The organism is Methylobacter sp. BBA5.1, assembly GCF_000746145.1.
GTDB classification, from domain to species: domain Bacteria; phylum Pseudomonadota; class Gammaproteobacteria; order Methylococcales; family Methylomonadaceae; genus Methylobacter; species Methylobacter marinus.
The window spans coordinates 25,820-49,236 of record NZ_JQKS01000011.1 but is presented as its reverse complement, the minus strand read 5'-3'; the positions used below and the strand labels follow the sequence as shown (position 1 = coordinate 49,236).

At 53.5% G+C, this 23,417-nt stretch carries 24 protein-coding genes and 1 tRNA gene; 13 read left to right on the top strand and 12 right to left on the bottom strand.

Features of this window, described 5'->3' with window-relative positions:
• Positions 1-23: 23 nt before the first annotated feature.
• Positions 24-1,337: a YhjD/YihY/BrkB family envelope integrity protein gene (locus EK22_RS07815; protein ID WP_036249641.1), complete on the top strand. Its 1,314-nt coding sequence runs from the start codon at positions 24-26 to the stop codon at positions 1,335-1,337.
• 1 nt (position 1,338) lies between these two features.
• Here EK22_RS07815 and EK22_RS07810 read toward each other — a convergent pair whose 3' ends face one another.
• From EK22_RS07810 to EK22_RS07790, 5 genes are read right to left on the bottom strand one after another with little or no spacing between them, the layout of a single operon-like run.
• Positions 1,339-2,643 carry a dicarboxylate/amino acid:cation symporter gene (locus tag EK22_RS07810; RefSeq protein ID WP_036249639.1) on the bottom strand — a complete coding sequence of 435 codons (1,305 nt, stop codon included), beginning with the start codon at positions 2,641-2,643 and terminating at the stop codon, positions 1,339-1,341.
• Positions 2,633-3,313, bottom strand: coding sequence for a (5-formylfuran-3-yl)methyl phosphate synthase (locus EK22_RS07805; RefSeq protein WP_036249637.1), 681 nt, complete (start codon positions 3,311-3,313; stop codon positions 2,633-2,635). Before EK22_RS07805 ends, EK22_RS07810 begins: the two co-directional genes overlap by 11 nt.
• On the bottom strand, positions 3,310-3,897 hold the full coding sequence (locus EK22_RS07800) for a DUF447 domain-containing protein (protein ID WP_036249634.1): 588 nt from the start codon (positions 3,895-3,897) through the stop codon (positions 3,310-3,312). Before EK22_RS07800 ends, EK22_RS07805 begins: the two co-directional genes overlap by 4 nt.
• Positions 3,897-5,285, bottom strand: a complete 1,389-nt coding sequence (locus EK22_RS07795) for a DUF6513 domain-containing protein (RefSeq protein WP_036249632.1) — start codon at positions 5,283-5,285, stop codon at positions 3,897-3,899. The genes EK22_RS07800 and EK22_RS07795 overlap by 1 nt, the downstream gene beginning before the upstream one ends.
• On the bottom strand, positions 5,282-5,818 hold the full coding sequence (locus EK22_RS07790; protein WP_020161160.1) for a flavoprotein: 537 nt from the start codon (positions 5,816-5,818) through the stop codon (positions 5,282-5,284). The genes EK22_RS07795 and EK22_RS07790 overlap by 4 nt, the downstream gene beginning before the upstream one ends.
• A gap of 89 nt (positions 5,819-5,907) precedes the next feature.
• Between EK22_RS07790 and folP the strand changes: the two genes are divergently transcribed.
• The 5 genes from folP to EK22_RS07765 all read left to right on the top strand — a co-directional run bounded on the left by folP (position 5,908) and on the right by EK22_RS07765 (position 8,386).
• Positions 5,908-6,744, top strand: coding sequence for a dihydropteroate synthase (gene folP / locus EK22_RS07785; protein WP_036249630.1), 837 nt, complete (start codon positions 5,908-5,910; stop codon positions 6,742-6,744).
• 67 nt (positions 6,745-6,811) lie between these two features.
• Positions 6,812-7,036, top strand: coding sequence for an AbrB/MazE/SpoVT family DNA-binding domain-containing protein (locus EK22_RS07780; protein ID WP_036249628.1), 225 nt, complete (start codon positions 6,812-6,814; stop codon positions 7,034-7,036).
• Complete coding sequence (locus EK22_RS07775; protein ID WP_036249625.1) at positions 7,033-7,425, top strand: type II toxin-antitoxin system death-on-curing family toxin; 393 nt, start codon at positions 7,033-7,035, stop codon at positions 7,423-7,425. Before EK22_RS07780 ends, EK22_RS07775 begins: the two co-directional genes overlap by 4 nt.
• A gap of 29 nt (positions 7,426-7,454) precedes the next feature.
• Positions 7,455-8,219 carry a methyltransferase domain-containing protein gene (locus EK22_RS07770; protein WP_036249623.1) on the top strand — a complete coding sequence of 255 codons (765 nt, stop codon included), beginning with the start codon at positions 7,455-7,457 and terminating at the stop codon, positions 8,217-8,219.
• Between the two features lie 91 nt (positions 8,220-8,310).
• A tRNA-Val gene (locus EK22_RS07765) sits at positions 8,311-8,386 on the top strand.
• A gap of 66 nt (positions 8,387-8,452) precedes the next feature.
• On the opposite strand, the gene EK22_RS07760 is transcribed toward EK22_RS07765, so the two are convergent.
• Complete coding sequence (locus EK22_RS07760; protein ID WP_036249620.1) at positions 8,453-9,106, bottom strand: SOS response-associated peptidase; 654 nt, start codon at positions 9,104-9,106, stop codon at positions 8,453-8,455.
• Positions 9,107-9,108: 2 nt separating this feature from the next.
• On the opposite strand from EK22_RS07760, the gene EK22_RS07755 reads away from it, so the two are divergent.
• From EK22_RS07755 to def, 4 genes are read left to right on the top strand one after another with little or no spacing between them, the layout of a single operon-like run.
• Entirely contained in the window at positions 9,109-10,014 is a 906-nt protein-coding gene (locus tag EK22_RS07755) for a 1-aminocyclopropane-1-carboxylate deaminase/D-cysteine desulfhydrase (RefSeq protein WP_036249617.1), read from the top strand.
• Entirely contained in the window at positions 10,011-10,670 is a 660-nt protein-coding gene (locus EK22_RS07750) for a class I SAM-dependent methyltransferase (protein WP_036249614.1), read from the top strand. Before EK22_RS07755 ends, EK22_RS07750 begins: the two co-directional genes overlap by 4 nt.
• 22 nt (positions 10,671-10,692) lie before the next feature.
• A complete protein-coding gene (ppk1, locus tag EK22_RS07745; protein ID WP_020161152.1) occupies positions 10,693-12,783 on the top strand; it encodes a polyphosphate kinase 1 in 2,091 nt (696 codons plus the stop codon).
• A 10-nt stretch (positions 12,784-12,793) separates the two neighbouring features.
• A complete protein-coding gene (def, locus tag EK22_RS07740; protein WP_020161151.1) occupies positions 12,794-13,321 on the top strand; it encodes a peptide deformylase in 528 nt (175 codons plus the stop codon).
• 58 nt (positions 13,322-13,379) lie between these two features.
• On the opposite strand, the gene EK22_RS07735 is transcribed toward def, so the two are convergent.
• From EK22_RS07735 to EK22_RS07725, 3 genes are all read right to left on the bottom strand, one after another.
• Positions 13,380-14,186, bottom strand: coding sequence for a hypothetical protein (locus EK22_RS07735; protein ID WP_036249610.1), 807 nt, complete (start codon positions 14,184-14,186; stop codon positions 13,380-13,382).
• A 113-nt stretch (positions 14,187-14,299) separates the two neighbouring features.
• Positions 14,300-17,074 carry a formate dehydrogenase subunit alpha gene (gene fdhF / locus EK22_RS07730; RefSeq protein WP_020161148.1) on the bottom strand — a complete coding sequence of 925 codons (2,775 nt, stop codon included), beginning with the start codon at positions 17,072-17,074 and terminating at the stop codon, positions 14,300-14,302.
• A gap of 27 nt (positions 17,075-17,101) precedes the next feature.
• A complete protein-coding gene (locus tag EK22_RS07725) occupies positions 17,102-18,796 on the bottom strand; it encodes an NAD(P)H-dependent oxidoreductase subunit E (RefSeq protein ID WP_020161147.1) in 1,695 nt (564 codons plus the stop codon).
• A gap of 267 nt (positions 18,797-19,063) precedes the next feature.
• On the opposite strand from EK22_RS07725, the gene EK22_RS07720 reads away from it, so the two are divergent.
• The 3 genes from EK22_RS07720 to EK22_RS07710 all read left to right on the top strand — a co-directional run bounded on the left by EK22_RS07720 (position 19,064) and on the right by EK22_RS07710 (position 21,794).
• Positions 19,064-19,948 carry a LysR family transcriptional regulator gene (locus EK22_RS07720; protein WP_036249817.1) on the top strand — a complete coding sequence of 295 codons (885 nt, stop codon included), beginning with the start codon at positions 19,064-19,066 and terminating at the stop codon, positions 19,946-19,948.
• Between the two features lie 32 nt (positions 19,949-19,980).
• Positions 19,981-20,895: a quinoprotein relay system zinc metallohydrolase 2 gene (locus EK22_RS07715; RefSeq protein WP_036249608.1), complete on the top strand. Its 915-nt coding sequence runs from the start codon at positions 19,981-19,983 to the stop codon at positions 20,893-20,895.
• Positions 20,896-20,960: 65 nt separating this feature from the next.
• Positions 20,961-21,794 (top strand): quinoprotein dehydrogenase-associated SoxYZ-like carrier, encoded by an 834-nt coding sequence (locus EK22_RS07710; protein ID WP_020161144.1) that lies wholly within the window; start codon positions 20,961-20,963, stop codon positions 21,792-21,794.
• Positions 21,795-21,942: 148 nt separating this feature from the next.
• On the opposite strand, the gene EK22_RS07705 is transcribed toward EK22_RS07710, so the two are convergent.
• From EK22_RS07705 to EK22_RS07695, 3 genes are read right to left on the bottom strand one after another with little or no spacing between them, the layout of a single operon-like run.
• The gene (locus EK22_RS07705; protein ID WP_020161143.1) at positions 21,943-22,344 is read right to left on the bottom strand and encodes a hypothetical protein; all 402 of its coding nucleotides are present in this window, start codon (positions 22,342-22,344) and stop codon (positions 21,943-21,945) included.
• 10 nt (positions 22,345-22,354) lie between these two features.
• A complete protein-coding gene (locus EK22_RS07700) occupies positions 22,355-22,912 on the bottom strand; it encodes a Uma2 family endonuclease (RefSeq protein ID WP_036249605.1) in 558 nt (185 codons plus the stop codon).
• Positions 22,913-22,926: 14 nt separating this feature from the next.
• On the bottom strand, positions 22,927-23,382 hold the full coding sequence (locus EK22_RS07695) for a DUF302 domain-containing protein (RefSeq protein ID WP_036249602.1): 456 nt from the start codon (positions 23,380-23,382) through the stop codon (positions 22,927-22,929).
• Positions 23,383-23,417 lie beyond the last annotated feature (35 nt).

The window sequence follows — 23,417 nt, the reverse complement described above, 5'->3', positions numbered from 1 at the left end:
ATTCGACAGCATGGGACCGGCTTATGAATCTCAATATCATCGATTATTTTAAAGAAGACATCTGGTTACAGCGCACACAACATCTTTCGCCTTTCAAGGCGGCAGTGCTGAAATCCACCAAGATCATTCTCCTGTCCGTGGAAGGGTTCGACCGTGATATGGGGCCGTTAAGAGCATCCGCCCTGACGCTTTATTCATTGCTGGCGATTGTGCCGGTTATCGCCTTGTTGTTCGGTATCGCCAAGGGTTTCGGTTATGAAAAGATATTAAAACAGCAACTGCTCGAACAAATACCCAGCCAGGACACGCTGGTACTGAAACTGATCGATTTCGCGGAAAACATGCTGGCCACGACGCAAGGCGAGGTGGTGGCCGGTATCGGTATCATCGTCTTGTTCTGGACCATCATCAAACTGATCGGCCATATCGAGCGATCATTCAATCATATCTGGAAAATAAACCAGGGCAGGACGCTGGGGCGCAAAATAAGCGATTATCTGTCGGTCATGCTGCTGGCCCCTGTTTTATTGATTGCCTCCAATGGCATTACCGTATTTCTGAAAACCCAGGTCACCTGGCTGATAGATGCCATTAATCTGCCGGACGCAGGCACCTGGCTGGTGCTTAGAGCACTGGGTTTATTACCGGTCGTCATTCTTTCCGCGCTGTTTGCCTTTACCTTTATTTTTATACCTAACCTTAAAGTGGATTATAAGGCGGGCATTATCGCCGGGGTGATTTCGGCCGTCCTGTATCATATGGCGCAATGGGCTTATCTGAGCCTGCAAATCGGTGTATCGGAATATAATGCCATCTACGGCAGTTTTGCCGCATTGCCTTTGCTTATCGTCTGGATCCAGATCGGCTGGATGATTGTCCTGTTCGGTTGCGAGATCAATTTCTATCTGCAAAATTACCGGGATTATCGAGGCAAGCACAAGATCGTCGATTTAAGCTTTTTTCTTAAAAAAATCATCGCCTTGCAGGCCATGCATTTAATCATCAAGCATTTTGTTGAGCAACAGGAGCCTTTAAGCGTTATTGAAATTGCGTCAAGACTGGCTATCCCGGCTTATGTTGTCCACAATGTTTTATCGGAACTGATGCAGAGCGAAATGATCGTTCAGGCTAAAACAGAGGATGATGCCGATGAGGTTTATCTGCCCGCCATGGATATCAATAAAATGACAATCGCTTATGTCATCAATGCGCTGGAGCAGAGAGGGCAGAATCAACTGCCGGATCTCGCTGAGGAAGAGCAATTTATGAAGGTGGTCAAGGAATTCAGGCAACTGATTGAAAACGCCGAGCAAAACCGTCTGTTAAAAGACGTTTAGCTTACAGGCGGGCCTTCTTGTGAGGCAACTCAATCTCGGTGACGGCGCCGGCTTCAGGGTCATTGAAGATACTGTCATCCAGCGCATTTTCACCGCGCGCTATGATGCAGGTGACTGTGGCGTCGCCGGTAACATTGAGTACCGTGCGCAGCATGTCCAGCACCCGGTCCACCCCCATAATCAAACCGATGCCTTCCACGGGCAATCCGACCTGATTAAATACCATGGCCAGCATGATAAGGCCGACGCCGGGCACGCCGGCCGTGCCGATCGATGCCAGCGTCGCCATGCCGATCACGGTGACATATTGGCTCAGGCTCAGGTCGATGGCATAGACGTTGGCGATAAAAACCGTCGCAACGCCCTGCATGATCGCGGTGCCGTCCATGTTGATGGTGGCGCCCAAAGGGATGGTGAAGGCGGCGATAGAGTTATCGACGCCAAGACGCTTTTCAGCGACCTGCAAATTAATCGGGATCGTGGCATTGGAACTGGCCGTGCTGAACGCGAAAATATGCGCGGAACGCATTTTTTGAATGAACATCACGGGATTCAGTTTTGCCATCAAGGCTATCAGCAAACTGAATGTGCCGAAAAAATGCAGCAGCAGGCATACGATGACTGCTGAAAAATAGCCGATCATCGGCATAACCAGACCGATGCCTTGCTCGGAAAAAGTCCTGGCCATCAGGAAAAACACACCGATCGGGGCAAAATCCATGACCAGCGTCACGACTTTCATCATGACTTCATTCAATTTTTCAGCCGATTGAGCCAATTGCCGGCCCACATCGCCGGTCATCAGCATGGCAATGGCAAACACAATGACGAAGAAAATGATTTGCAGCATGTTGCCTTCAGCAAAAGCCTGAGCGGGATTGCCAGGCACGATATTGATGAAGACCTCAGTGATAGGCGGTGCCGGCGGCGGCGTGAAGTCGGACAAGGACTGCGCGTTGGCAAAATCCTTGCCGGGACCGATCAGGGCCGCGACGCCGAGCGCCAGTGTAATCGCAATCGCGGTAGTCAGGATAAAAAGCCCTAGCGCTTTAATGCCGACCCGGCCCAGGACGCTGACATCGCCTATGCCGCAGACGCCGCAGATCAGCGAAAAAGTGACCAACGGCACGACCAGCATTTTCAGCGCATTCACGAAGGCGGCGCCGATAATATAGAACAAGCCGTTGACCAGATAAGTCTGGATAACAGCGACATCCTGGCCGAAGGCGTTGATCAGGCTGCCCGACAGCAGGCCGATGACCATCGCGATCAGGATTTTGGTGGTAATGGTGGTTTTATGCGGCATCAATAATAGCCTGTTTGATCCGGACGATCGCCTGCATGTCCAACGCCGCGGTCCGGTCGTGCAGCCGGCATAAAGCGCCTCTAAAGCCCAGATAATCCGGCCGGTAAGGCATCAGATTGGCGATGTCCGGCAGCCTGAGGGAGCCTGCAAGCCCGCACAGCAATTGCTGGACCTTGGCTTGTTCGGAAAACCGCCCGATAGTGGTTGTATTCATGACTTGAGTTAATGAGCCTTTTTGCTTGTCCATGGTATCGAGCATGACGCCTTTGAAGCCGGCGTTTTTCAGCGAGGCGATGATGGACAGATCAGGTTGGGTATCGGCGAATAATACCGCGATCAAGTCATGTTGGCCAGTTAACGCTCCTAGTTTGGCGAGTGTGCCAGGCCAGTCGCCACCGGGGAAAAAACCGATCTTTACATAATCGACGCCGGTGTCAGCCATCGCCCGGACGGCGTCGAAAACAAGCGCCGGTTGCATGGGCAGATCGCCGATCGTCGCACTGACAGGACAGCGCCCGTCGATGGCGGCCACGATCTGTCTCACGAGCCCGGTTTCCAACGCGCCCAGGGCGCCTTGCTCGGGTTGCTTCAGATCAATGATGTCCACCTGCGCGCCCAGTACTTGCTCGGCTTCGTCCAGGCTATTCACACTGGCAAGCATTCCGGTCATGCGGTCACCTTGTTTTTATGCGCGTCGATCACGGCCATCAGCCAGCCCCAGGCTTCCCGTTCCCGGTCGCCGGCGGTTTTCTCGAGGCCGATGCGCAGATAATCGATTTCGGATTCAATTTTCTCTAGCGGGAGCATGTTTAATCGGCTGATCAGGATCGCCGCTTCCAGCACCGAAAATTGGGCGCGATTAAAACCCTGAAACGGTGCGTGATTGACGCTATGAACGGTTCTGCAGAACAATTTTGGCCGGATCGGGTCTTCTTCCACGCGGACCAGTTCCACTTCGGCATGGGCCAACGCCGCATCCAGCACCCGACCGTCGATTTTCTCGGCCGGTTTTAACGGCCAGTCGCGCCGGCCGGTCAGGCAGCCCGCGAATACGCGCACGTCGTCGCAATAGTTGATCACGGCGATCCGGCGGGATAGCAGATTGTCGAGCGTCGTTGACGGGCGGAACGGCAGGATGATCAGTTCATCGACCGGCGCGCCCGTGCCTGAAGGACTTTTGGCATGAATACCCATGGGGGCGATGTGGGGAGTGCCCGAATTGTTGACGGTTGTGACTATGGTTTCTTGGATCATTATTTTTTTTGCAAGGTGGAGCCTGCCGGTTTGAAGGTGTGCAGGTCGACGGTGGGTTCGGTCGTGTTGGCGGCGCAACCCCAGGTCAGGGGCTGGTCCTGGTTGAAACGCTTGCCGAGCTGCCAGGCGATTTCGGCGCGCGCCAGTTCGACGCCCAGGTAAAAGGCGTGACCACCGTCGTTTTCAACCTGCAATGCGGGATACAGATCAAACGGATCGGTGGCGCTGTGGAAGCCGTCGCGGTTGAATATATGCAGGCCTTCGGCGCTGATCTGGACGCGGAAGCTGGGGTCGCGGATCTCGGCCGCCAGTTCTTTGATCTCTTCCAGTTGATACGGAAATGGCGAAATCTCATGCAGGGCCATCAGGCCCGGATCGATATGCTTGGGCAGCATGTTGTGCTCCTTGGCGGCGAACATGATGCGTCGCGCCAGGTCGGCTTCCTTGACCGCGCGGCAGGCATGCTTGCTGACTTCGGTGGTCAGAATGCTGTTGATGTTGAGTTCCGAGCAGATGCCCAGCAGCAGGGCGCTCATGCCCAGGGTGTCGGCGTGCGTGAGCTCGGTGATATTGCCGACACCCAGCATCATTTCAATGTCGGGGTATTTTTTCCTGACTTCGTGATAGCGCACGATCGAGGCGGTAAAGCCGAAGTGCAGGGGATCCAGGATCGGATCGACGATAAAGGCGCGGTGTTTGGCCTGCATGCCTTGAATAGCGCGGTCCAGAGACGCCAGATCTTCGTGTTTTTCCGGAATCAGAATCGGCGTCGATTCCACTTCGTCGGCGATCCAGAGGCTGCTTTCGTGCAGGCTGAGCAGATAGTCCGCGCCGGCCTTGCCGCCCCGGAGCAAATCGTCGTTTTCGAGAGAATCGAGGCTGACCGTGAAGCCCTCCTGTTTCAGCGTGCCGATGACGGCTTCCATGTGCGGAAAATCGGTGCTCGGCAGGCAGCCTATATCGATGACGTCGGCGCCGTTCTGTTGATAGTAATAAGCGCGTTTGACGACTTCTTCCACGGTAACGTGCGGCGCATCGGTAATTTCGGCGAAGATTTTGACGCTGTAGCGGTTCAGATCGATTTGCTGCGCCGCCTGGCCGAAGAATTGGGGCAAGTCTTTCAGCTCTTCGGGACCGCGCTCCACCGGCAGGCCCAAATCCTGCGATAACGCCTCCAGGTCGCCGCGGCAACGCCCCGGCACCAGAATGCGGTCGGCGCCGAAGGTATCGGTCAGGCGCCGGGCTATCATGTCGGCGGTCATCAGGGCGGCGACTTTAAGGCCCAGTTCATGCACGGTATAGGTGAATTCGGGCTGCATTTTTTCGAGAATCGCGCGCAGCTGTTTTTCCGCCAACCGGCCGGTCAGAAAGAGTATGTGTTCGCTCATTTTAAGGATTCAAGCCGTTCGTTCACTTTAAGGATCAGTTCGTCGACGCTTTCAACGACTGTCGTGTATTCGAAGGTGCGCAGCTTGGCGGTACCTTCCAGATCGATCTTGCGCGGATAAACCATGACTTTTCCGCCCGGCGCCGTCGTCTCCATTTCCGGTGCCGTATCGCAAGGATAGACAATGCTGGGCACCCGGCATTTCCCGGCCTGCGAATATAAATTGGTGACCAGGGAATCGGCGATCCCCAGCACGCACTTGGCCACCGTGTTGGACGTGGCCGGCGCCATGACAAAGGTATGATAATGGCCCTTGTAAAAATGCCCGACCGGCGGCGCCGAGGCGGCTTTATCGCGATAGACCGGCATTCTGGCACGAATTTCACTCAGATCGATGCTGTACATTTTCAGCACTTCCTCGCCGGCCTGGCTGATATATAAATCGACGTCGTCCAGGGTCAGCAGGAAATTCAGGCATTCTTCTATATAATGGCCGGAGCCGGTGATGGCCCAGGCTAAACGGGGTTTATTCATTATTCGGGGGCGGATGGATTTCGTTATAATCAATAAATTTCTCTATTATACCCGAATAAAACCACAGCAATGCGCACAGGAGCTTAAGCATGTTCGGTCATATCGACAAACCGCTCATTATGGGGATTTTAAATGTCACACCGGACAGTTTTTCCGACGGCGGCCGGTATTCGGACGTCGATGCCGCCGTCCGGCAGGCCAGGCGCATGCTGGCCGAAGGCGCCGATATTATCGATATCGGCGGCGAATCGACACGGCCGGGCTCCGAACCGGTTGCCGCCGATGAACAAATACGGCGCGTGGCGCCGGTCATTACCGCGATCAGGCAAGAGGTATCGGCCGATATTCCTATCAGTATCGATACAACCTTAAGCGAAGTCGCCAGGGCGGCCCTTAAGGCTGGCGCCGATATCATCAACGATATTTCGGCGGGCCGCGATGATGAAGCCATACTGGCGCTGGCCGCCGAAACCGGGGCGCCGATCATCCTGATGCACAGCCAGGGCGCGCCGAAAACCATGCAGGACAAGCCCTATTATGACGATGTCGTGCGGGAAGTGCTGGCTGCGCTGCACCGGCAAATCGATGCGGCACTGAAGGCCGGCATCAAAAAAGAGCGGATAGCCATCGATCCGGGCATCGGCTTCGGCAAACGCAAGCAGGACAATATCGACCTGCTGGCGCATCTTGATGCGTTTGTCGCCACCGGTTATCCGGTGCTGCTGGGCACCAGCCGCAAACGCTTCATGGGCACCATCTGCGCGGTAACGGAGCCGTCTGAACTGGTGACCGCCACCGCCGTGACCACGGCCTTGGGCATCATGGCGGGCGTACAGATGTTTCGCGTGCATGATGTCAGGGAAAACCGCCAGGCGGCGGATGTGGCTTGGGCGATCAAGCAAAGTAGAAAAAAGATCTCGAATTGACGTGACTTTTAAGCGCAATTATACTCGGTGAAGTAATAACTTGTGTAATAACTATAAGGTCGCCGTTATGTTAAAGGTCAAAATTACCGCGATTGGAAATTCCATGGGCATCGTTCTGCCCAAAGAGGCACTTAATAAACTTAATGCCGAGAAAGGCGATACGCTTTATCTTGTCGATAGCCCCGAAGGCTATAAGCTGACTCCTTATCAGCAAGACTTTGAATCCCAGATGGAAACGGCCGAAAAAATCATGAAAAAGTATCGCAATGCTTTGCATGAGCTGGCTAAATGATTGAACCGAAGTGGGTTCTGGATGAGGTTGTTATCTCTGTTCATCAAATGCTTCTGGCAGAGCATGGCGGGAGTCTGGGGATTCGGGATAAGGCGTTACTGGAATCCGCTTTAGCTAGACCGAAGCAACGGCATGACTATGAGCCTGATGCCTCGTTATTTGATTTGGCCGCCTCCTATTGCTTCGGTATCGCTAAGAATCATCCTTTTATTGATGGTAACAAGCGAGTGGCTTTTACCGTCGCAGCCATTTTTCTGGAGATCAATGGTTTTTCATTTAATGCTTCCGAGCCGGAGACGGTCATTATCATTGAGCAGTTAGCCGCGGGTGAGCTTTCCGAAGAAGAGCTTCGCCAATGGTTCAAGCGTTCTTCCATTGAAAATTTGTAGGGTGCGCAACGCGTACCATTGGTTTTTGAATGAAACCGCAACAAGACCGAAATTTTGACTCCCTGATCGAAAAATTCGAGCAAAGAATCTACGATACGCGCAAGGGCGATTGGCGGCTAAAGCTGCTCAAGGAGGACCTTGAGGTTTTTTGCAAGGATGAACCGCTGACGGTATGGGATGCCGGGTGCGGGTTTGCGCAGATCGGTCTGTGGCTGGCCGGGCAGGGACACCAGTTGACGCTGTGCGATTTGTCGGAAAAAATGCTGGCGCGGGCGCAAGGGCAGTTCGCCGATGCCGGCTTGACGGCGCGGTTTCACCATGCGGCCGCGCAAACGCTGGCGCCGCAACTGCCGCAGTTTGATCTGGTACTGTTTCATGCCGTGCTGGAATGGCTGGCCGATCCCATGCCTTCCTTACAGGTGATAGCCGATCGGGTCAAACCGGGCGGCTCGCTGTCGCTGCTGTTTTATAACCGTAATGCCATGGTCTACACCAATGCCCTGAAAGGGGAATGGCGCTGGAAGCATCTGCTGGACGGCAGTTATATGGGCAAGGGCAAGAATCTGACCCCGCCCAATCCGCAGTATCCCCATGAGGTCATCGGGCAGCTTCGGCAATGGGGGTTTAGCGTAACGGTCCATACCGGCATTCGCGTGTTCCATGACTATCTGACCCGTGCCATTCGGGAGCAAAGCGATCTGGACGAGTTGTTTGAGCTGGAATACCGCTATTGCCGGATGCCGACTTATCGCGATATGGGGCGCTATATCCATTTGCTCGCACGGCGTGACTGATTTCCTTAAAAATAGTTTAAGTTATCGACATATCCCTATAAAAAGATTTGCATTTTATTTTTCATCCTTTAGAATAGCGCGACTCAAAGTCGGGTGCTTAGCTCAGCTGGGAGAGCATCGCCCTTACAAGGCGAGGGTCGGGGGTTCGAACCCCTCAGCACCCACCAGACTTAAAATACATTCATATCGGCCGGAAGTTATACTTCGAGACGGCTTTTTTCCGAATCATTCCTTCAAGTCAAACAGTCCGCATCATTATGCGCCGGATTATTGACCCGGTTGCTGACCGGCGTCAGCCGCATATCGTGGTAAGCCGCCGACTGGTCAAAAGACAAAACATCAACCGCTTCGGATTTTTTATCCAGCCAGTCAAGGTATTGTTCGGGTCTGATGACGACGGGCATGCGGTCGTGTATCGAGGCGATTTTGGCGTCGGCGCCGGTCGTGACGATGGTGCAGGAGTAGACGGTTTCCGTCTCGTTTTCCCAGTGTTCCCAAAGACCGGCAAAAGCGAACAGTCGGTTGTCGGGATAATGGATGTGATAGGGCTGTTTGCCGGACTCGGTACGATGCCACTCATAAAAACCGGTTGCCGGAATCAGGCAACGGCGTTTGCGGTAGGCCGCTCTGAACGATGGTTTTTCTGCCAGCGTTTCGGCCCGGGCATTGATCAACCGGTTGCCGATGCCGCGGTCTTTGGACCAGGATGGAATCAGTCCCCAATGCAGGTAGACGGCTTTATTGCTACCGTCTTCCAACTGTACGACGTTGAGGATTTTTTGTCCTGGCGGAATGTTATAGTCAGGCTGATAATTAGCCAGGCGCCGCAGACTGAAATGGTCAATAATCTGCTGCTCTGTCGCGATCAATACATAACGTCCACACATAAATGCACCCGGAACTGATTCAACTGGAAAAAACTTTCGACCGTTCTATTCTATCAAGGATTCCTGATCCCTTGATTGACCGCTGCGGGGTCGAGCTATGGATCAAGCGCGACGATTTGCTGCATCCGGTTATTTCCGGCAATAAATGGCGCAAGCTCAAATATATTCTGGACCATGCGTTATCATCAGGCGCGCATACGCTGATCAGCATGGGCGGCGCCTATTCCAATCATCTGCATGCGCTGGCTTTTGTCGGGCGTGCGCTGGGAATGAAAACGATAGGACTGGTTCGCGGCGAGCGGCCGGACACGTTAAATCCGACGCTGGCCGACATGCAACACTGGGGCATGGAGCTGAGGTTCGTATCGCGTTACGATTACAGATCACTCCGGCAGTATAAAGGCTGGCAGGATTTGCCCGGCATCGGTGCCGGGCAATACTGGCTGCCGGAAGGCGGGGCACAGGCCCTGGCGTTGAAAGGCGTAATGGAACTGGCCCTGGAGATCAAGTTGTCTTACGATGTCATCTGCGCGCCCTGCGGGACCGGCGCCACGCTGGCCGGCATCATTGAAGCGGCTCCGGAGCCGGCATCGGTCATAGGCTTTGCGGCGCTGAAAAACGCGCGCTTTTTAACGGCCGATATTGAGCGGCTGCTGAGCGGGCCGCGCGCTAACTGGCAGGTCAATCTGGATTATCATTTCGGCGGATTCGCGCAAGTCACTGACGAATTGCTGGCCTTTATCGATGCTTTCGAGTTAAAAACACAAGTGCCGCTGGAGCCTGTCTATACGGGTAAGATGCTGTACGGGCTTTACGATTTGATGGCCCGGGGCTGTTTTAAACCCGGGCAGCGTATTATTGCCGTTCACACCGGCGGTCTACAGGGGAAACGGGGGTTTGACCGATGAAAAGAGTACTGGAACCTGAATTGATGGAAGTTGAAGCGCAGGTCAAGGCTTATGCCGAAGCGGACTTCGAGGCGCCGCACAGCCAGTTTATCGAGCGCTTGCGGGCCTTTGTTGATGAACCTGATTTCAGCGGTACGGCGCTGGACTTAGGATGCGGCCCCGGCGACATCAGCCGCCGTTTTGCCAGGGCGTATCCCATGTCCAGGGTGCATGCTGTCGATGGTTCGGCGGCTATGATAAATTATGGTAAGTTATCGACAGCTGATGAGCTGAGGCCGCGGATAAATTTTATCCATGGTTTGTTGCCCGCTGTAAGCTTGCCGCAAGCCAACTATGACATTATCTTCAGCAATAGCCTGCTGCATCACTTGCCTGATCCCATGGTGCTTTGGCAGGTCATTAAACACTACGCGGGACCGGGCGCGCGGATCGTGATCATGGATTTATTGCGTCCGGCGAGCATTGACGAGGCGCGGGCAATGGTGCGGGCTTATGCGGCTGATGAACCTGACGTTCTCAAACGGGATTTTTATCAATCCTTACTGGCGGCATTTCGCATGGAAGAAATCGCCGGACAAATAGCACAGGCTGGTTTGAATCTCGATATCGAGCAAATCAGCGACCGACATGTTTTTATCACAGGCGTTACATCCTGACGGCTTTAGGTATGGGTACAAAATGGACATAAACGAAACAGACGAAATAATAGATCTTCAAAAACCTGAGCTGTATATCAATCGCGAATTGAGTTTGCTGGAGTTTAATAAACGGGTTTTGGCACAGGCGAAAGATGAAAATGTGCCGTTGCTGGAACGGCTCAATTATCTGTGCATCTCCTGTTCCAATCTGGATGAGTTTTTCGAGGTCCGGGTGGCCAGTGTGTTGCAAATGGCGACCATGGATCCCAAGGCGATCGGATCGGATGGCTTGACGCCCCATGAACAGCTGGAGCAGATTGCGGTCAATGCCCATCAACTGGTCGACGAGCAGTATAGCGTTCTGAACGACATTCTGATTCCGCAGCTCTGCGAGCAGAATATTCATTTCATCCGCCGCAGCAAGTGGACGGAAGCGCAGCACAAATGGCTGGAAAATTATTTCAATGATGAATTGATGCCGATTTTAACGCCGGTGGGCCTCGATTCCGCCCATCCGTTCCCCCGCATACTCAACAAGAGCTTGAATTTTATTATTTCCCTGACCGGCAAGGATGCGTTCGGCCGCAACAGCGGCAGGGCGATTCTGCAGGCGCCGCGATCCTTGCCGCGCATCGTTAAATTGCCTGCCGAGGAAACCGGCAGCGGTCCGGCCGATTTTGTGTTTTTATCGTCGATCATCCATGCCTTTGTCAACGAATTGTTCACCGGCATGACGGTGAAGGGCTGTTACCAGTTCCGCGTGACGCGCAACAGCGACTTTTTCGTTGACGACGACGCCATAGATGATTTGCTGCTGGCCGTGGAAGGCGAACTGGCCATGCGCAATTACGGCGATGAAGTGCGGCTGGAAATCGATGCCAAGTGTCCTGAGGAAACCGTGAATTTTCTGTTGGGCCGCTTCGATATGACCCGCGACCGCCTGTACCTGGTGGATGGGCCGGTCAATCTGAACCGGCTGCAGGAAATTATTGATCTGGTTGAACGGCCCGATCTCAAGTTCGCGCCCTTCAAACCCGGTGTGCCGCCGCAACTGGCCCGCAACAAGGACATATTCGCCGCGATCAAGCGCCACGACATTCTGCTGCACCATCCCTTCGAATCGTTCTCGCCGGTCGTCGAGTTTCTGCGCCAGGCGGCTGTCGATCCGGACGTGCTGGCGATCAAACAGACGCTGTACCGCACCGGCGCGGATTCACCCATCGTCAGCGCCCTGGTCAAGGCGGCCAGGGCCGGCAAGGAAGTGACGGTCGTTATCGAACTGCGGGCGCGCTTCGATGAAAAAGCCAACATCAATCTGGCGTCCAAGCTGCAGGAAGCGGCCGTGCATGTGGTTTATGGCGTGGTTGGCTATAAAACGCATGCCAAGATGTGTCTGGTGCTGAGAAGAGAAGGCTCTCAACTGTGCAATTACGTGCACTTGGGGACCGGCAATTATCATCCTAAAACGGCGCGGATTTATACCGATTACGGCCTGTTTTCCAGCGATAAGGAATTAGGCGAGGATGTCCGGCGCGTATTTGCCCAGCTGACCAGTCTGGGTAAAGTGACCAAGCTGAATAAATTGCTGCAATCGCCGTTTACCTTGCATAGCGGACTGATCAGCAAGATCGAACGCGAAATACGCCATGCCCAAAACGGCAAGCCGGCAAAAATCATCATCAAAGTGAACGCCATTGTTGAGGAACAATCGATTCAGGCTCTTTACCGCGCGTCTCAGGCCGGGGTTGTCGTTAAATTGATCGTCAGGGGCGTCTGTTGTTTAAGGCCCGGAATCCCCGGCGTCTCCGAAAACATCGAGGTACGGTCCATTATCGGGCGTTTTCTGGAGCATGGGCGCGTATATGCATTCGAGAATGACGGTAACTGGGAAGTTTATGCCTCCAGCGCCGATTTGATGAATCGCAACATGTTCCGCCGCGTTGAAACCTGTTTCCCTGTTGAAAATAAAAGGCTGCACAACCGGATTTTGCATGACCTGGAATTGTATCTGCGGGATAACACGCAGGCCTGGATACTGCAGCCTGACGGCAGCTACCAGCGCTATACCAAAGTCGAGAATGAAGAGCCGGTACAAGCCCAGGCGATACTGCTGAATGAACTGTTGACCTAGAGGAATGACTATGCGCGAGATTGCCCAGTTAGGTGCCGAGGTGCTAAGACAAAAGGCTGAAGCGGTTGCGGATGTGCACGTCGCCGAGATTCGGCAAATCATAGCGGATATGCAGGCCACCCTGGCCGGCACGCAGGGTGTCGGCATCGCCGCGCCCCAGATCAGCGAGTCAAGACGGATCATGATTGTGGCATCAAGGCCCACGCCGCGTTATCCCCATGCGCCGCAAATGGCGCCGACGGTCATGATCAACCCTGAGTTTGAACCCTTGTCGGATCATAAGGAGAAGGATTGGGAAGGCTGCTTGAGCATTCCGGGCATACGGGCGCGGGTGCCGAGGTATCGGGAGATCCTTATCCGTTATACCGATCAGCGGGGTGAATGGCTGGAGTTACGGCTGGACGGCTTTGTCGCCCGGATTTTTCAGCACGAATACGATCATCTGGAGGGCAGGGTGTATCTGGACAGCGTTGAGGATAATCGGGATATTGTTTCCGAGAGTGAATATTTCAAGCTGATGGACATCCAAAGCCATTGAACGCATTCTGCTGCAGTCTGGAAATCCAATGCTGTCAAAAGCACAGGCTTAGCCATATTTAGTCATTCATCCAGGTAATTATTCCCAGCATCAGCATTTGTAAAGGCAAGGTTGCAATATCAAAAACAAGCGCGAGCGGTTCCTCATGATTGATGCTTGGTCTGACACGCGCCTTCCGGGATTCCGGGAAAAACAGTAGCTTGTTTGGTTTGTTTTCCACGCCTGATACGGAAACGAAAGCCATCATATCGATGTCGTCTTCGATCACTGTTGCGCTGTTTATCTCCGGGCTGGATCTTTTGATTTGATATAGCGCATGCAGTATCGATTTGTCTTTAAGATGCAGAGCCAGGAAATTCTGCTGTAGTTCAGGACAGGCGTCGATGGGTAAGTTCAGATGATCTGTGTGATCAGGAATTGACGTGCAGTATGAGAAATTGAAAGTAATAACCGGAACAGTCGATTTCCTTGATGTATTGCTGCAGTCGGAATGAATGAGAGTACTCGGTATTCTTATATATTCACCGTAAGTTTCATCGCCTACCAGATGTTTAAAATTTTTACCGGTAATATCATGTGATTCGTTGGGCCTGACCGATAGGTCAAATGAGATAGGCTTATGCTCCCGGGTCGCTGTGTTAAAGCCGGTAAAGCAGACGGTCAATAAATCGTCTTGGCTTAGAAAGGCACTGGTATTCTGTATTAAGTCGTATTGCCAGTAATTTTCCTGATTCTGCTTACCCATTGCGACAAATAATGAGGCGCAACCATTGAGTCCGATCAGAATGAATGCGGATAAAATCAAAATCTTGATATGCCGATGGCTAATGCATGCTATCAAGACTTTAATTTTTACCGGCGGCATCAGATTTGACTCATCATTTTCGCATTATTTTGAAGAGCTTTAAGTTGGGGTTTTGAAACAAGAAAGCGCTGACGAAATTTTAAACTCTGTCAGCGCTAAACGAAATACGAAGCTTAGTTAATTCTTGTGCCGAGAGTTCCGCCCGGCGTGGCATTAACGGCACAGAACTTGAATTCCGGGATTTTCGCCGCCGGATCGAGAGCCTCATTGGTAATCAGGTTGGCGCTGGCTTCGTTATAGCAGAAAGCCATGAATATGCTGCCTTTCTGGATGCCCATGTCAGCACGCGCATAAGCCGTAATCTTGCCGCGACGCGACTCGATCGTAATCAGTCCGCCGGGTTCGACGCCCAGTTTGCTGAGGTCTTCAGGATTGACGGAAACAACCGGATCCGGTTCGATCGCATCCAGTGTAGGCGAATGACGCGTCATGCTGCCGGTATGCCAGTGTTCAAGCTGACGGCCGGTAATGAAGATCAGAGGATATTCATTATCGGGCAGTTCATCGGCGTGTATGTATTTGGCCGGCACGAATTTGCCTCTTCCTGACTGAGTCGGGAAACCGTCCGTGAAAATAACCGGCTGGCCCGGATCGCCTACATGTTCCAGCGGATAAGTCAGCGAATCTTCGTTGTTCAGTCTTTCCCAGGTCATGCCGGCGATGCTGGTCATGGCCTGGCGCATTTCATTGAACACATCTTCAGGGCCAGTGTAGTTCCAGTTGCAACCCAAACGGTTGGCGATTTCCTGGATGATCCACAGATCCTGTCTGGCATCACCGGGCGGATTGACGGCCTGGCGACCCATCTGCACGCGCCGGTCGGTATTCGAGAACGTACCGGTTTTTTCATAGAACGCCGATGCCGGCAGAATCACATCCGCAAAACCGGCCGTTTCGGTCAGGAAGATATCCTGCACCACCAGATGCTCCAGGGAGGCGAACGCTTCGCGCGCATGGTTCTGGTTGGGGTCGGACATGGCCGGGTTCTCGCCTTCGATGAACATGCCGAAGACGTCCTTGTGCAGAATCGCATGGATCATTTCCACAGTCGTCAAACCGCGATCAGGGTCCAGTTCAGTGTCCCACAGTGTTTCAAATTTGGCCCGATTGGCAGGATCTTCGACAGGTTGGTAATCAGGATAAACCATCGGGATCAGACCGACATCCGACGCGCCCTGAACATTGTTCTGGCCGCGTAGCGGATGCAGACCGGTGCCGGGTCTTCCCACCTGGCCGGTCATCAAGGCCAGCGAGATCAGACAGCGTGCGTTGTCGGTGCCGTGAATATGCTGGGATACGCCCATGCCCCAGAGGATCATCGAGCCTTTTGACGTTGCATACAGTCTTGCCACTTCGCGGATCGTGTCGGCGTCTATGCCGCAGATAGGCGCCACGTGTTCCGGGCTGTAGTCTTTCAAATGCGCGCGCATTTGATCGAAGCCTTCCGTGTACTTGGCGATATACTCGTCGTTCTGCAGGTTTTCTTCGAGTATGACGTGCATGATGCCGTTAAGCAGCGCCACGTCGGTATCGGGGCGGAACTGCAGCACATGAGAGGCGTATTTGGCAATCGATGTGCGGTTCGGGTCCATCAGGATGATTTTGGTGCCCCGTGCCGCGGCGTTCTTCATGAATGTCGCGCCGACCGGATGATTAACGGTCGGGTTGGAACCGATAATGATGATGACTTCGGCCTTGCTGACATCGGAAACCGGGTTCGATACGGCGCCGGAACCCAGACATTCCAGCAGCGCGACAACCGATGAGGCATGACACAGGCGCGTGCAGTGGTCGACGTTGTTGGAGCCGAAACCGGTACGCACCAGTTTCTGGAACAGATACGCTTCCTCGTTGCTGCCTTTGGCCGACCCCAAACCGGCCAGGGCTTTTTTGCCTTTCTCATCGCGGATCTTTTTCAGGCCGTTAGCGGCAAAATCCAGCGCTTCTTCCCAGGTAGCTTCCCTGAACACGCGGTCGATCTCGCTGGGATCGAGCAAGTCAGTGGTTTTGGCCACGCCTTCACGACGGATCAAGGGCTTGGTGAGACGCAGCGGGTTGTCGGTGTAGTTAAAACCGAAGCGGCCTTTAACGCAGAGGCGGAAATGGTTGGTGTAACCGTCGCGACCCTCCGTATACAGGATCTTGTTGTCCTTGACATGGTATCGGATCAGACAGCCGACGCCGCAGTAAGGGCAGGTTGAGTCGACGGTTTTATCGGCGACCTCGAGACCGACATTGTTGGCCGGCATCAGGGCGCCGGTAGGGCAGGCCTGCACGCATTCTCCGCAGGCCACGCAGCTGCTGGCGCCCATGGGATCGGCGATATCGAAGACGATTTCGGAGCGGGCGCCGCGGTTGGCGTAACCGATGACGTCATTCATCTGCTCTTCGCGGCAGGCGCGCACGCAGCGGGTGCACTGAATGCAGGCGTCCAGATTGACGGCCATGGCCGGATGCGACAGGTCGGCTGCAGGCTGGGCGCGGCCGGGGAAGCGCGGCGCGCCGACTTGCATTTTTTCCGCCCAGATATCCAACTCGGAATCCAGTTTATACGGGGAATTGCCCTGGTCAGGCATGTCGGACTTCAACAGTTCCAGCACCATTTTCTGCGATCTGACGGCGCGCTCGCTTTTCGACTGAACTTGCATGTCTTCTGTCGGCATGCGGCAGCATGAAGGCGCAAGCGTTCTCTCGCCGGCGACTTCCACCACGCAGGCACGGCAGTTGCCGTCAGGACGATAGCCTTCCTTGTAGCACAGATGCGGGATTTCCTTGCCGTGCCGTTTGGCTACCTGCAGGATGGTTTCGTCTTGAAATGCTGACACGGATTCGCCGTCCAGCGTGAAATTAACCGTGGGTTTGTTGATATATTCGGGATTTGCAGCCATGAGTGACTCTCTAAACTTAAGCAGTATTTATTTCAATTCATCAGGAAAATATTTCATCACGCAGCGCAGCGGATTAGGAGCCGCCTGGCCCAGGCCACAGATGGAGGCGTCCACCATGACCGATGACAATTCTTCCAGTAAACTGGCATCCCAGTTCTTTTCCTGCATTAATGTTGCCGCTTTGGAGGTGCCGACCCGGCAAGGGGTGCATTGTCCGCATGATTCCTCTTCGAAGAATTTCATGGCGTTCAAGGCCAGTTCGCGGGCACTGTCCTGGTTGGAGAAGATCACGACCGCGGCCGAACCGATGAAGCAGCCGTATTGGTTGAGCGTATCGAAATCCAGCGGAATGTCGCCCATCGATGCGGGCAGAATGCCGCCCGATGCGCCGCCCGGGAAGTAGCCGTAAAATTCGTGGCCTTCCTGCATGCCGCCGCAATATTCGTCGATCAGTTCGCGTACGGTGATGCCGGCCGGGGCCAGGTGCACGCCTGGTTTGTTGACGCGGCCCGAGACGGAAAACGAGCGCAGGCCTTTGCGTTCATGGCGACCGAACGAGGAGAACCATTCAGGACCTTTCTCGACAATGTCTCTGACCCAGTAGCAGGTTTCCATGTTGTGTTCCAGCGTAGGGCGACCGAACAAGCCGACTTCGGCCAGGAACGGCGGCCTTAACCGCGGCATGCCGCGCTTGCCTTCGATGGATTCGACCATGGCCGATTCCTCGCCGCAGATATAAGCGCCGGCGCCGCGGCGCAGATGGATAGGCGGCAGTTTTTGCGCTTTGGAAGGCGGATTGTGTTGCAGGTTGGCGATTTCCTGGGTCAGAATTTCTCGGCAGCCGGCATACTCGTCGCGCAGATAGACGTAGATTTCATCACAGCCGACGGTCAGGGCCGCGATAACCATGCCTTCGAGGAAACGGTGCGGGTCTTTTTCCAGGTAGTGGCGGTCCTTGAATGTGCCCGGTTCGCCTTCGTCGATGTTGACGGCCATCAGGCGCGGGCCTTTAAAACCCTTGACGATGCGCCATTTCCTGCCGGCCGGAAAACCCGCGCCGCCCAGACCGCGCAGGCCGGAGCTTTCCATTTTTTCGATAATGCTTTCGGCGCTGATCTCGCCTTCGAGGACGCCTTTCAGCGTTTGATAGCCGCCTTCGGCTGTGTAGCGTTCCAGGCTGATGTAATCGGTGACTTTAGCTTTGACAGCGTTATTTTCAACCGCTTCGAAGACGGCAGGCGCGGTTGCCTGATCTATCGGATTCTGGCCGACTACGGCGACAGGAGCGTGCTGGCAACGGCCGACGCAGGGGACTTTCTGGACCCGGACTTTATCTCCCAGGCCACTTTCCAGGGCATGCAGCAAATCATGAGCGCCGGCCATGTCGCAGGCCAGGGATTCGCAAACGCGGACGGTCAATGATGGAGGCGGGGTCTGGCCTTCTTTAACGACATCGAAATGATGGTAGAAAGAAGCTACTTCGTAAACCTCGGCAGTAGAAAGATTCATCTCATGGGCAAGTGCGACGAGATGTTTAGAGGGAATGTGGTGATAATGATCCTGAATTTTATGCAAATGTTCGATCAATAAGTCTCTTTGGCGGGATTCATCGCCCAGGAGGTTTCTTACCTCTTCCAAGGATGCCAGATCCACTGCATGGCCTTTCGGGCCTTTGCGTTTTTTAGTGGTGATTTGTTCTGGCGATATCTTTATAACTGCCACACGTATTTCCTCCAGGTTATCCGGTAAATTAGAGCTTAGAGCCAAATTTATTTGATTTAGTTCGGCTCAAGGAATAGGTTTGCAATCATGCCTCGGGCACACGGCAAAAAATATTACGCACTTTAACGTAGCTGTAATATTTCTATCAAGTCATCATTTATTAGGGTAAACATCAAAAACGGTGATATTATCAAATACTAATGTTCGTATCCTCCCTTGAATGCGCGTCATTATAAAATACTTGAGCAAAATTATCAGGAAATTGCGTTGAATCCCAATCATTTACTTACTTTCGCCGTCGTTGCCCGTTTCAGAAGCATCACGCTGGCCGCGCAACATCTGCATCTGGGGCAGCCTGCTGTCTCGGGGCAGTTAAAGTTGCTGCAAGGCGCGGTCGGAGAGGCGTTATACGAGCGTAAAGGTCATCATATCGAATTGACGCCCGCAGGCAAGGGCTTATTGGAATATGCCCAGAAGATGGACACCGATTACAATCAGGCAATCGATTATGTGCGCTGTTTGCAACAGATCAACACCGGTTTTCTGCGCTTGGGTTCCACGACCACGATCGCGAGTTTTTATCTGCCTCGGCACGTTGTGCAATTGCAGACGCTGTATCCGGGTGTTCAGGTTTTCATGAAAACCTGGGATAGCGCGGAAATCATTCGCAATCTGGGTGATCTGGATCTGGGGTTTATCGAAGGGCCGGTTGACGAGGGTGAGTTGCCGGGCAATTATGTCGTCATTCCCTGGCAGAATGATGAAATCGTGTTGGTGCTGCCGGAAGATCATTGCCTGGCGCAGACCTATCCCGAGAGTGTGCCTCTGGACGTTTTTACCGAGTATCCGGTGATCTGGCGCGAGCCCGGTTCGGGTGCCAGGGATGTCATCGAACAGGCCTTGGCGGCGGCCGGTATCGTCGCGCCTGTCAGCATCGAAGTGACCGGGGTTTCGGGCATTAAAGAGTCGGTCAGGGCTGGTCTGGGTATCGGCTTTTCTTCTTTTCAGGCGTTGCGCAATGAGGCTAAAGGCCTGGTGGCACGGCGCATCAATCCGCCGGATGGCTTGATCTGGCATTTGAATATTATCGCGCCCAAGCAGGTTCTTCAGTCCCGGGTGGCCAAGGCATTTCTGGAATTATGCCTTGGCTGAGTTAGTTTCAGGTTTTTTATTCGAGGTAAGTGATGAGGTTGCTGTTTGCTTTAATTCTGTCGCTGGCTAGCGGTTCCATGTCGGCCGCGCCGGTACTGTCGGTGACGGAAGTCGCACCGGGCGTGTACGTGCATTTGGGCGTGCATGAATTGCCCGATACAAAAAATCATGGCGCTATCGCCAATATCGGGTTTATCGTCGGCGAGCGCTGTGTGGCGGTTATTGATACGGGGGGCAATCCGCGGCAGGGCAAATCCCTGAAACTGGCGATCGAACATACGACATCCAAGCCGGTTTGCTATGTCATCAATACGCACGTCCACCCGGATCATATCTACGGCAATACGGCTTTCAAAGCGCCCGGGGTTCAGTTCGTCGGCCACCAGAAACTGGCCAGGGCCATGGCGACACGAGGCCTTTATTATATCGACAAGGCGGCCGACCAGCTCGATGTCAAACTAACCGCCGACGATATTATTCCGCCGGATATAGCCGTTAAGGATCATCTGGACCTCGATCTGGGCGGGCGTACACTGAAGTTGACCGCCCATCGCGCGGCCCACACCGATAATGACCTGACCGTTTATGACGAGCGGACCGATACGCTGTGGATATCCGATTTATTGTTTATCGAGCACTTGCCCGTGATAGACGGCAGTCTGAAAGGCTGGCTGGCCGAGCTCAAAACATTGGAAAGCCATGCTTATAAAACCGTGATACCGGGCCACGGGCCGATAGTCACGGATTGGCCGAAAAGCATGCAGCCTGAAAAAGCCTATCTGGAAATGCTGCTGACGGAAATCAGGGACATGATCAAGCAAGGCAAATACATGGAAGAAGCCGTGGAAACCGTCGGTTATTCGGCCAGGGGACAATGGCGGTTGTTTGACGAGTTTCACCGTAAGAACGTCACGACCGCCTTTGCCGAGCTGGAATGGGAAAATTGAATTTATGTCGCCGGCAGGGCTGAGCAGTTGCCGGCGATTTCTTTAACGATTGGAGCTTTAATAACATGAAGATAGAAACAATTAAATCCTGGATTTTGGTTCTGTTGCTGGCGCCGGCTCTGGCTTTGGCCGCCAACGATGACGCCGACTGGACCAACAAGTTGAAAGATCAGTATTTTGCCGGCAAATCGATTGAGGAATCCAGTGATGTCATCGAAATCGATGCGCCGTACCGGGCCGAGGATCCGGCTCTGGTGCCCATAAAGATCGTCAGCAAGGTGCCTCAGACCCGGGACAGCTACATCAAAAAAATTCTGGTGCTGGTTGATAAAAACCCGTTTCCGTTTGTCGGCGAGTTTGAATTCACGCCGGAAAGCGGCAAGGCCGATCTGGCAATGCGGATCCGCGTCAATACCTACAGCAACATCCGTGCGATCGCCGAAATGAATGACGGCCGACTGATCATGACCAAGAAGTTCGTCAAAGCCAGCGGCGGCTGCTCGGCACCGATAGGCGCCGATCTCGACGCGGCCATGCAGCGTTTAGGCAAAATGAAATTCAGGCTCGATGACGGCGCTAAAATCGGCGAACCGACCCAGGCGCAGTTATTGATCAGCCACCCGAATATTACCGGCATGCAAATGGACCAGGTCACGCGGTTTGTGAAAAAGTCCCATTTCATCAAGGAAATGCGGATTTCTTTCAATGACAAGCCGATCCTGACCGCCAAAACCGATATCGCGATCAGCGCCGACCCTAATTTCCGGTTTTATTTTGTGCCGGACAAAGCCGGTGTGTTGAAGGCCGAGGTTGCCGACACCTCATGTGAAAGCCCGACCAGTCGCGACGCCTGCACGGCCGGTAACAGTTTTAGTGAAACCTATACGCTCAATCCCTGATTTTGAGCTATTGGTGGATTGTTGATTAACCACGAAGGACACGGAGTTCACGAAGAAACTCATGTAAAGAAACTTCATGGACTCCGTGCTCTTCGTGGTGTTATGTCAAGTTAACTGCAGTGCGGCCAGTCATCGCCGCTTGACCCCGCTATTTGACGAAACAGCTTTTTTCAGCGTATTTCTCGGCTTCCTTAAGCCGTTGGCGCAGATCCTTGCCTCGGGCCGGATCGCGGAAAGCGCCGCCGCTCTCGCCGGGCATTTTTTGCAGGTATGTAACGGTTTGCGCGGCTTCGTATTCCTCGAATGTCAGTTTCTCGGCAATTTTATCGATTTTACAGCCGCAGGCGTATTGGGTGATGTAATTCAGGCCGCCGTGCTTGGCTACGCAGTTCAGAACATACTCGACGCGATCCCGCGTGGGAAAATCATTGACCCTAGGCGCCTGTTCGGCCGCAGCCGGCTCGTCGGCTTTTTCCTGTGCCGTGGTGCAGGCGGTTATGGCGGCGAGTAAGGCAATGGTTAAAATTGAGTTTATATAGTTACGTTTCATTGAGGTAATCTTATTCCCATAAGTCAGTAAGTGAAAAAGTATGCTCGGCGAAAGGAGCGATGGCGATTGATTCGTTGTCGGCGTGCGCGCCCGTCAACAGCCAGTGCCCATCATGCAGTTCATACGCTTCCAGTGTTCGCAGAACCGGGTCGATCAGCCATAGATGATTGATGCCCAGTTCCGCATAGATCGGCATTTTAACAATTCTGTCAATGCGTGTGGTCGTCGGCGACAGTATTTCGCAAATCCAGTCAGGAGGTGTTTTAAAACATGCCGTTTTTGGCAGTGCCGGCATCCGCTGACGGCGCCAGCCGACCAGGTCCGGGACAAGTACATGCGAATCCAGGTGGCATACGGGTTCGTCAATAATCCACCAGCCGCCAGCCCCGTCCTGGCCTTGTTGAAAGGACGAAACCAGTTCAGCACTCAGTGATGAAGAAGCCAAAGCGTATCGGGTCGCGGATTTTGGGCGCATTTCCAGACGGCCGTGAATGATTTCACCGACCATGTTTTCCGGCAGGTCGATGATATCCTGGTAGCTGGCTTGCTTGTTGACCGTCTTTGTCATAATGTTCTATTGGCTTATTGCTCAACGGCAAAATCAACAATTTGTTTTAATAACGTGTTCATTTCAGTCGAGAATTGGTTCAGTTCCGGGTTCTCCGTGCCAGTAGGCAATAAATGCGTTGATACGATGGTTTTGTCCCGGAAAGTATACATGACCACATTGCAGGGCATGTGCCTGACTGAATGCGGGGACATTAACAACAGGGTCTTCGCGTGCGTTAAATTGCAGAACTGGATGGTGTCGTAATCGGGAAAATCCTTGGTGCCCCGATCGCGTATGACTTTGCCGATGCGGCTGTGCCCGGTTATTCTGAAATTGTTCTCGGCGATCGCGACTTCCAGTTCAGCCAGGACCTCATCATAGGGTTTGCTTGTTTCCACCTGGTAATACGGGATAAACTCGCCCGGCGGTTGCGGTGCGCATCCGGTAATCAATAACAGGCAACTGAAGGCAACGAATTGTCGGATCATCTACAGGTCACATCATTCAAGATTAAACAAGCTTA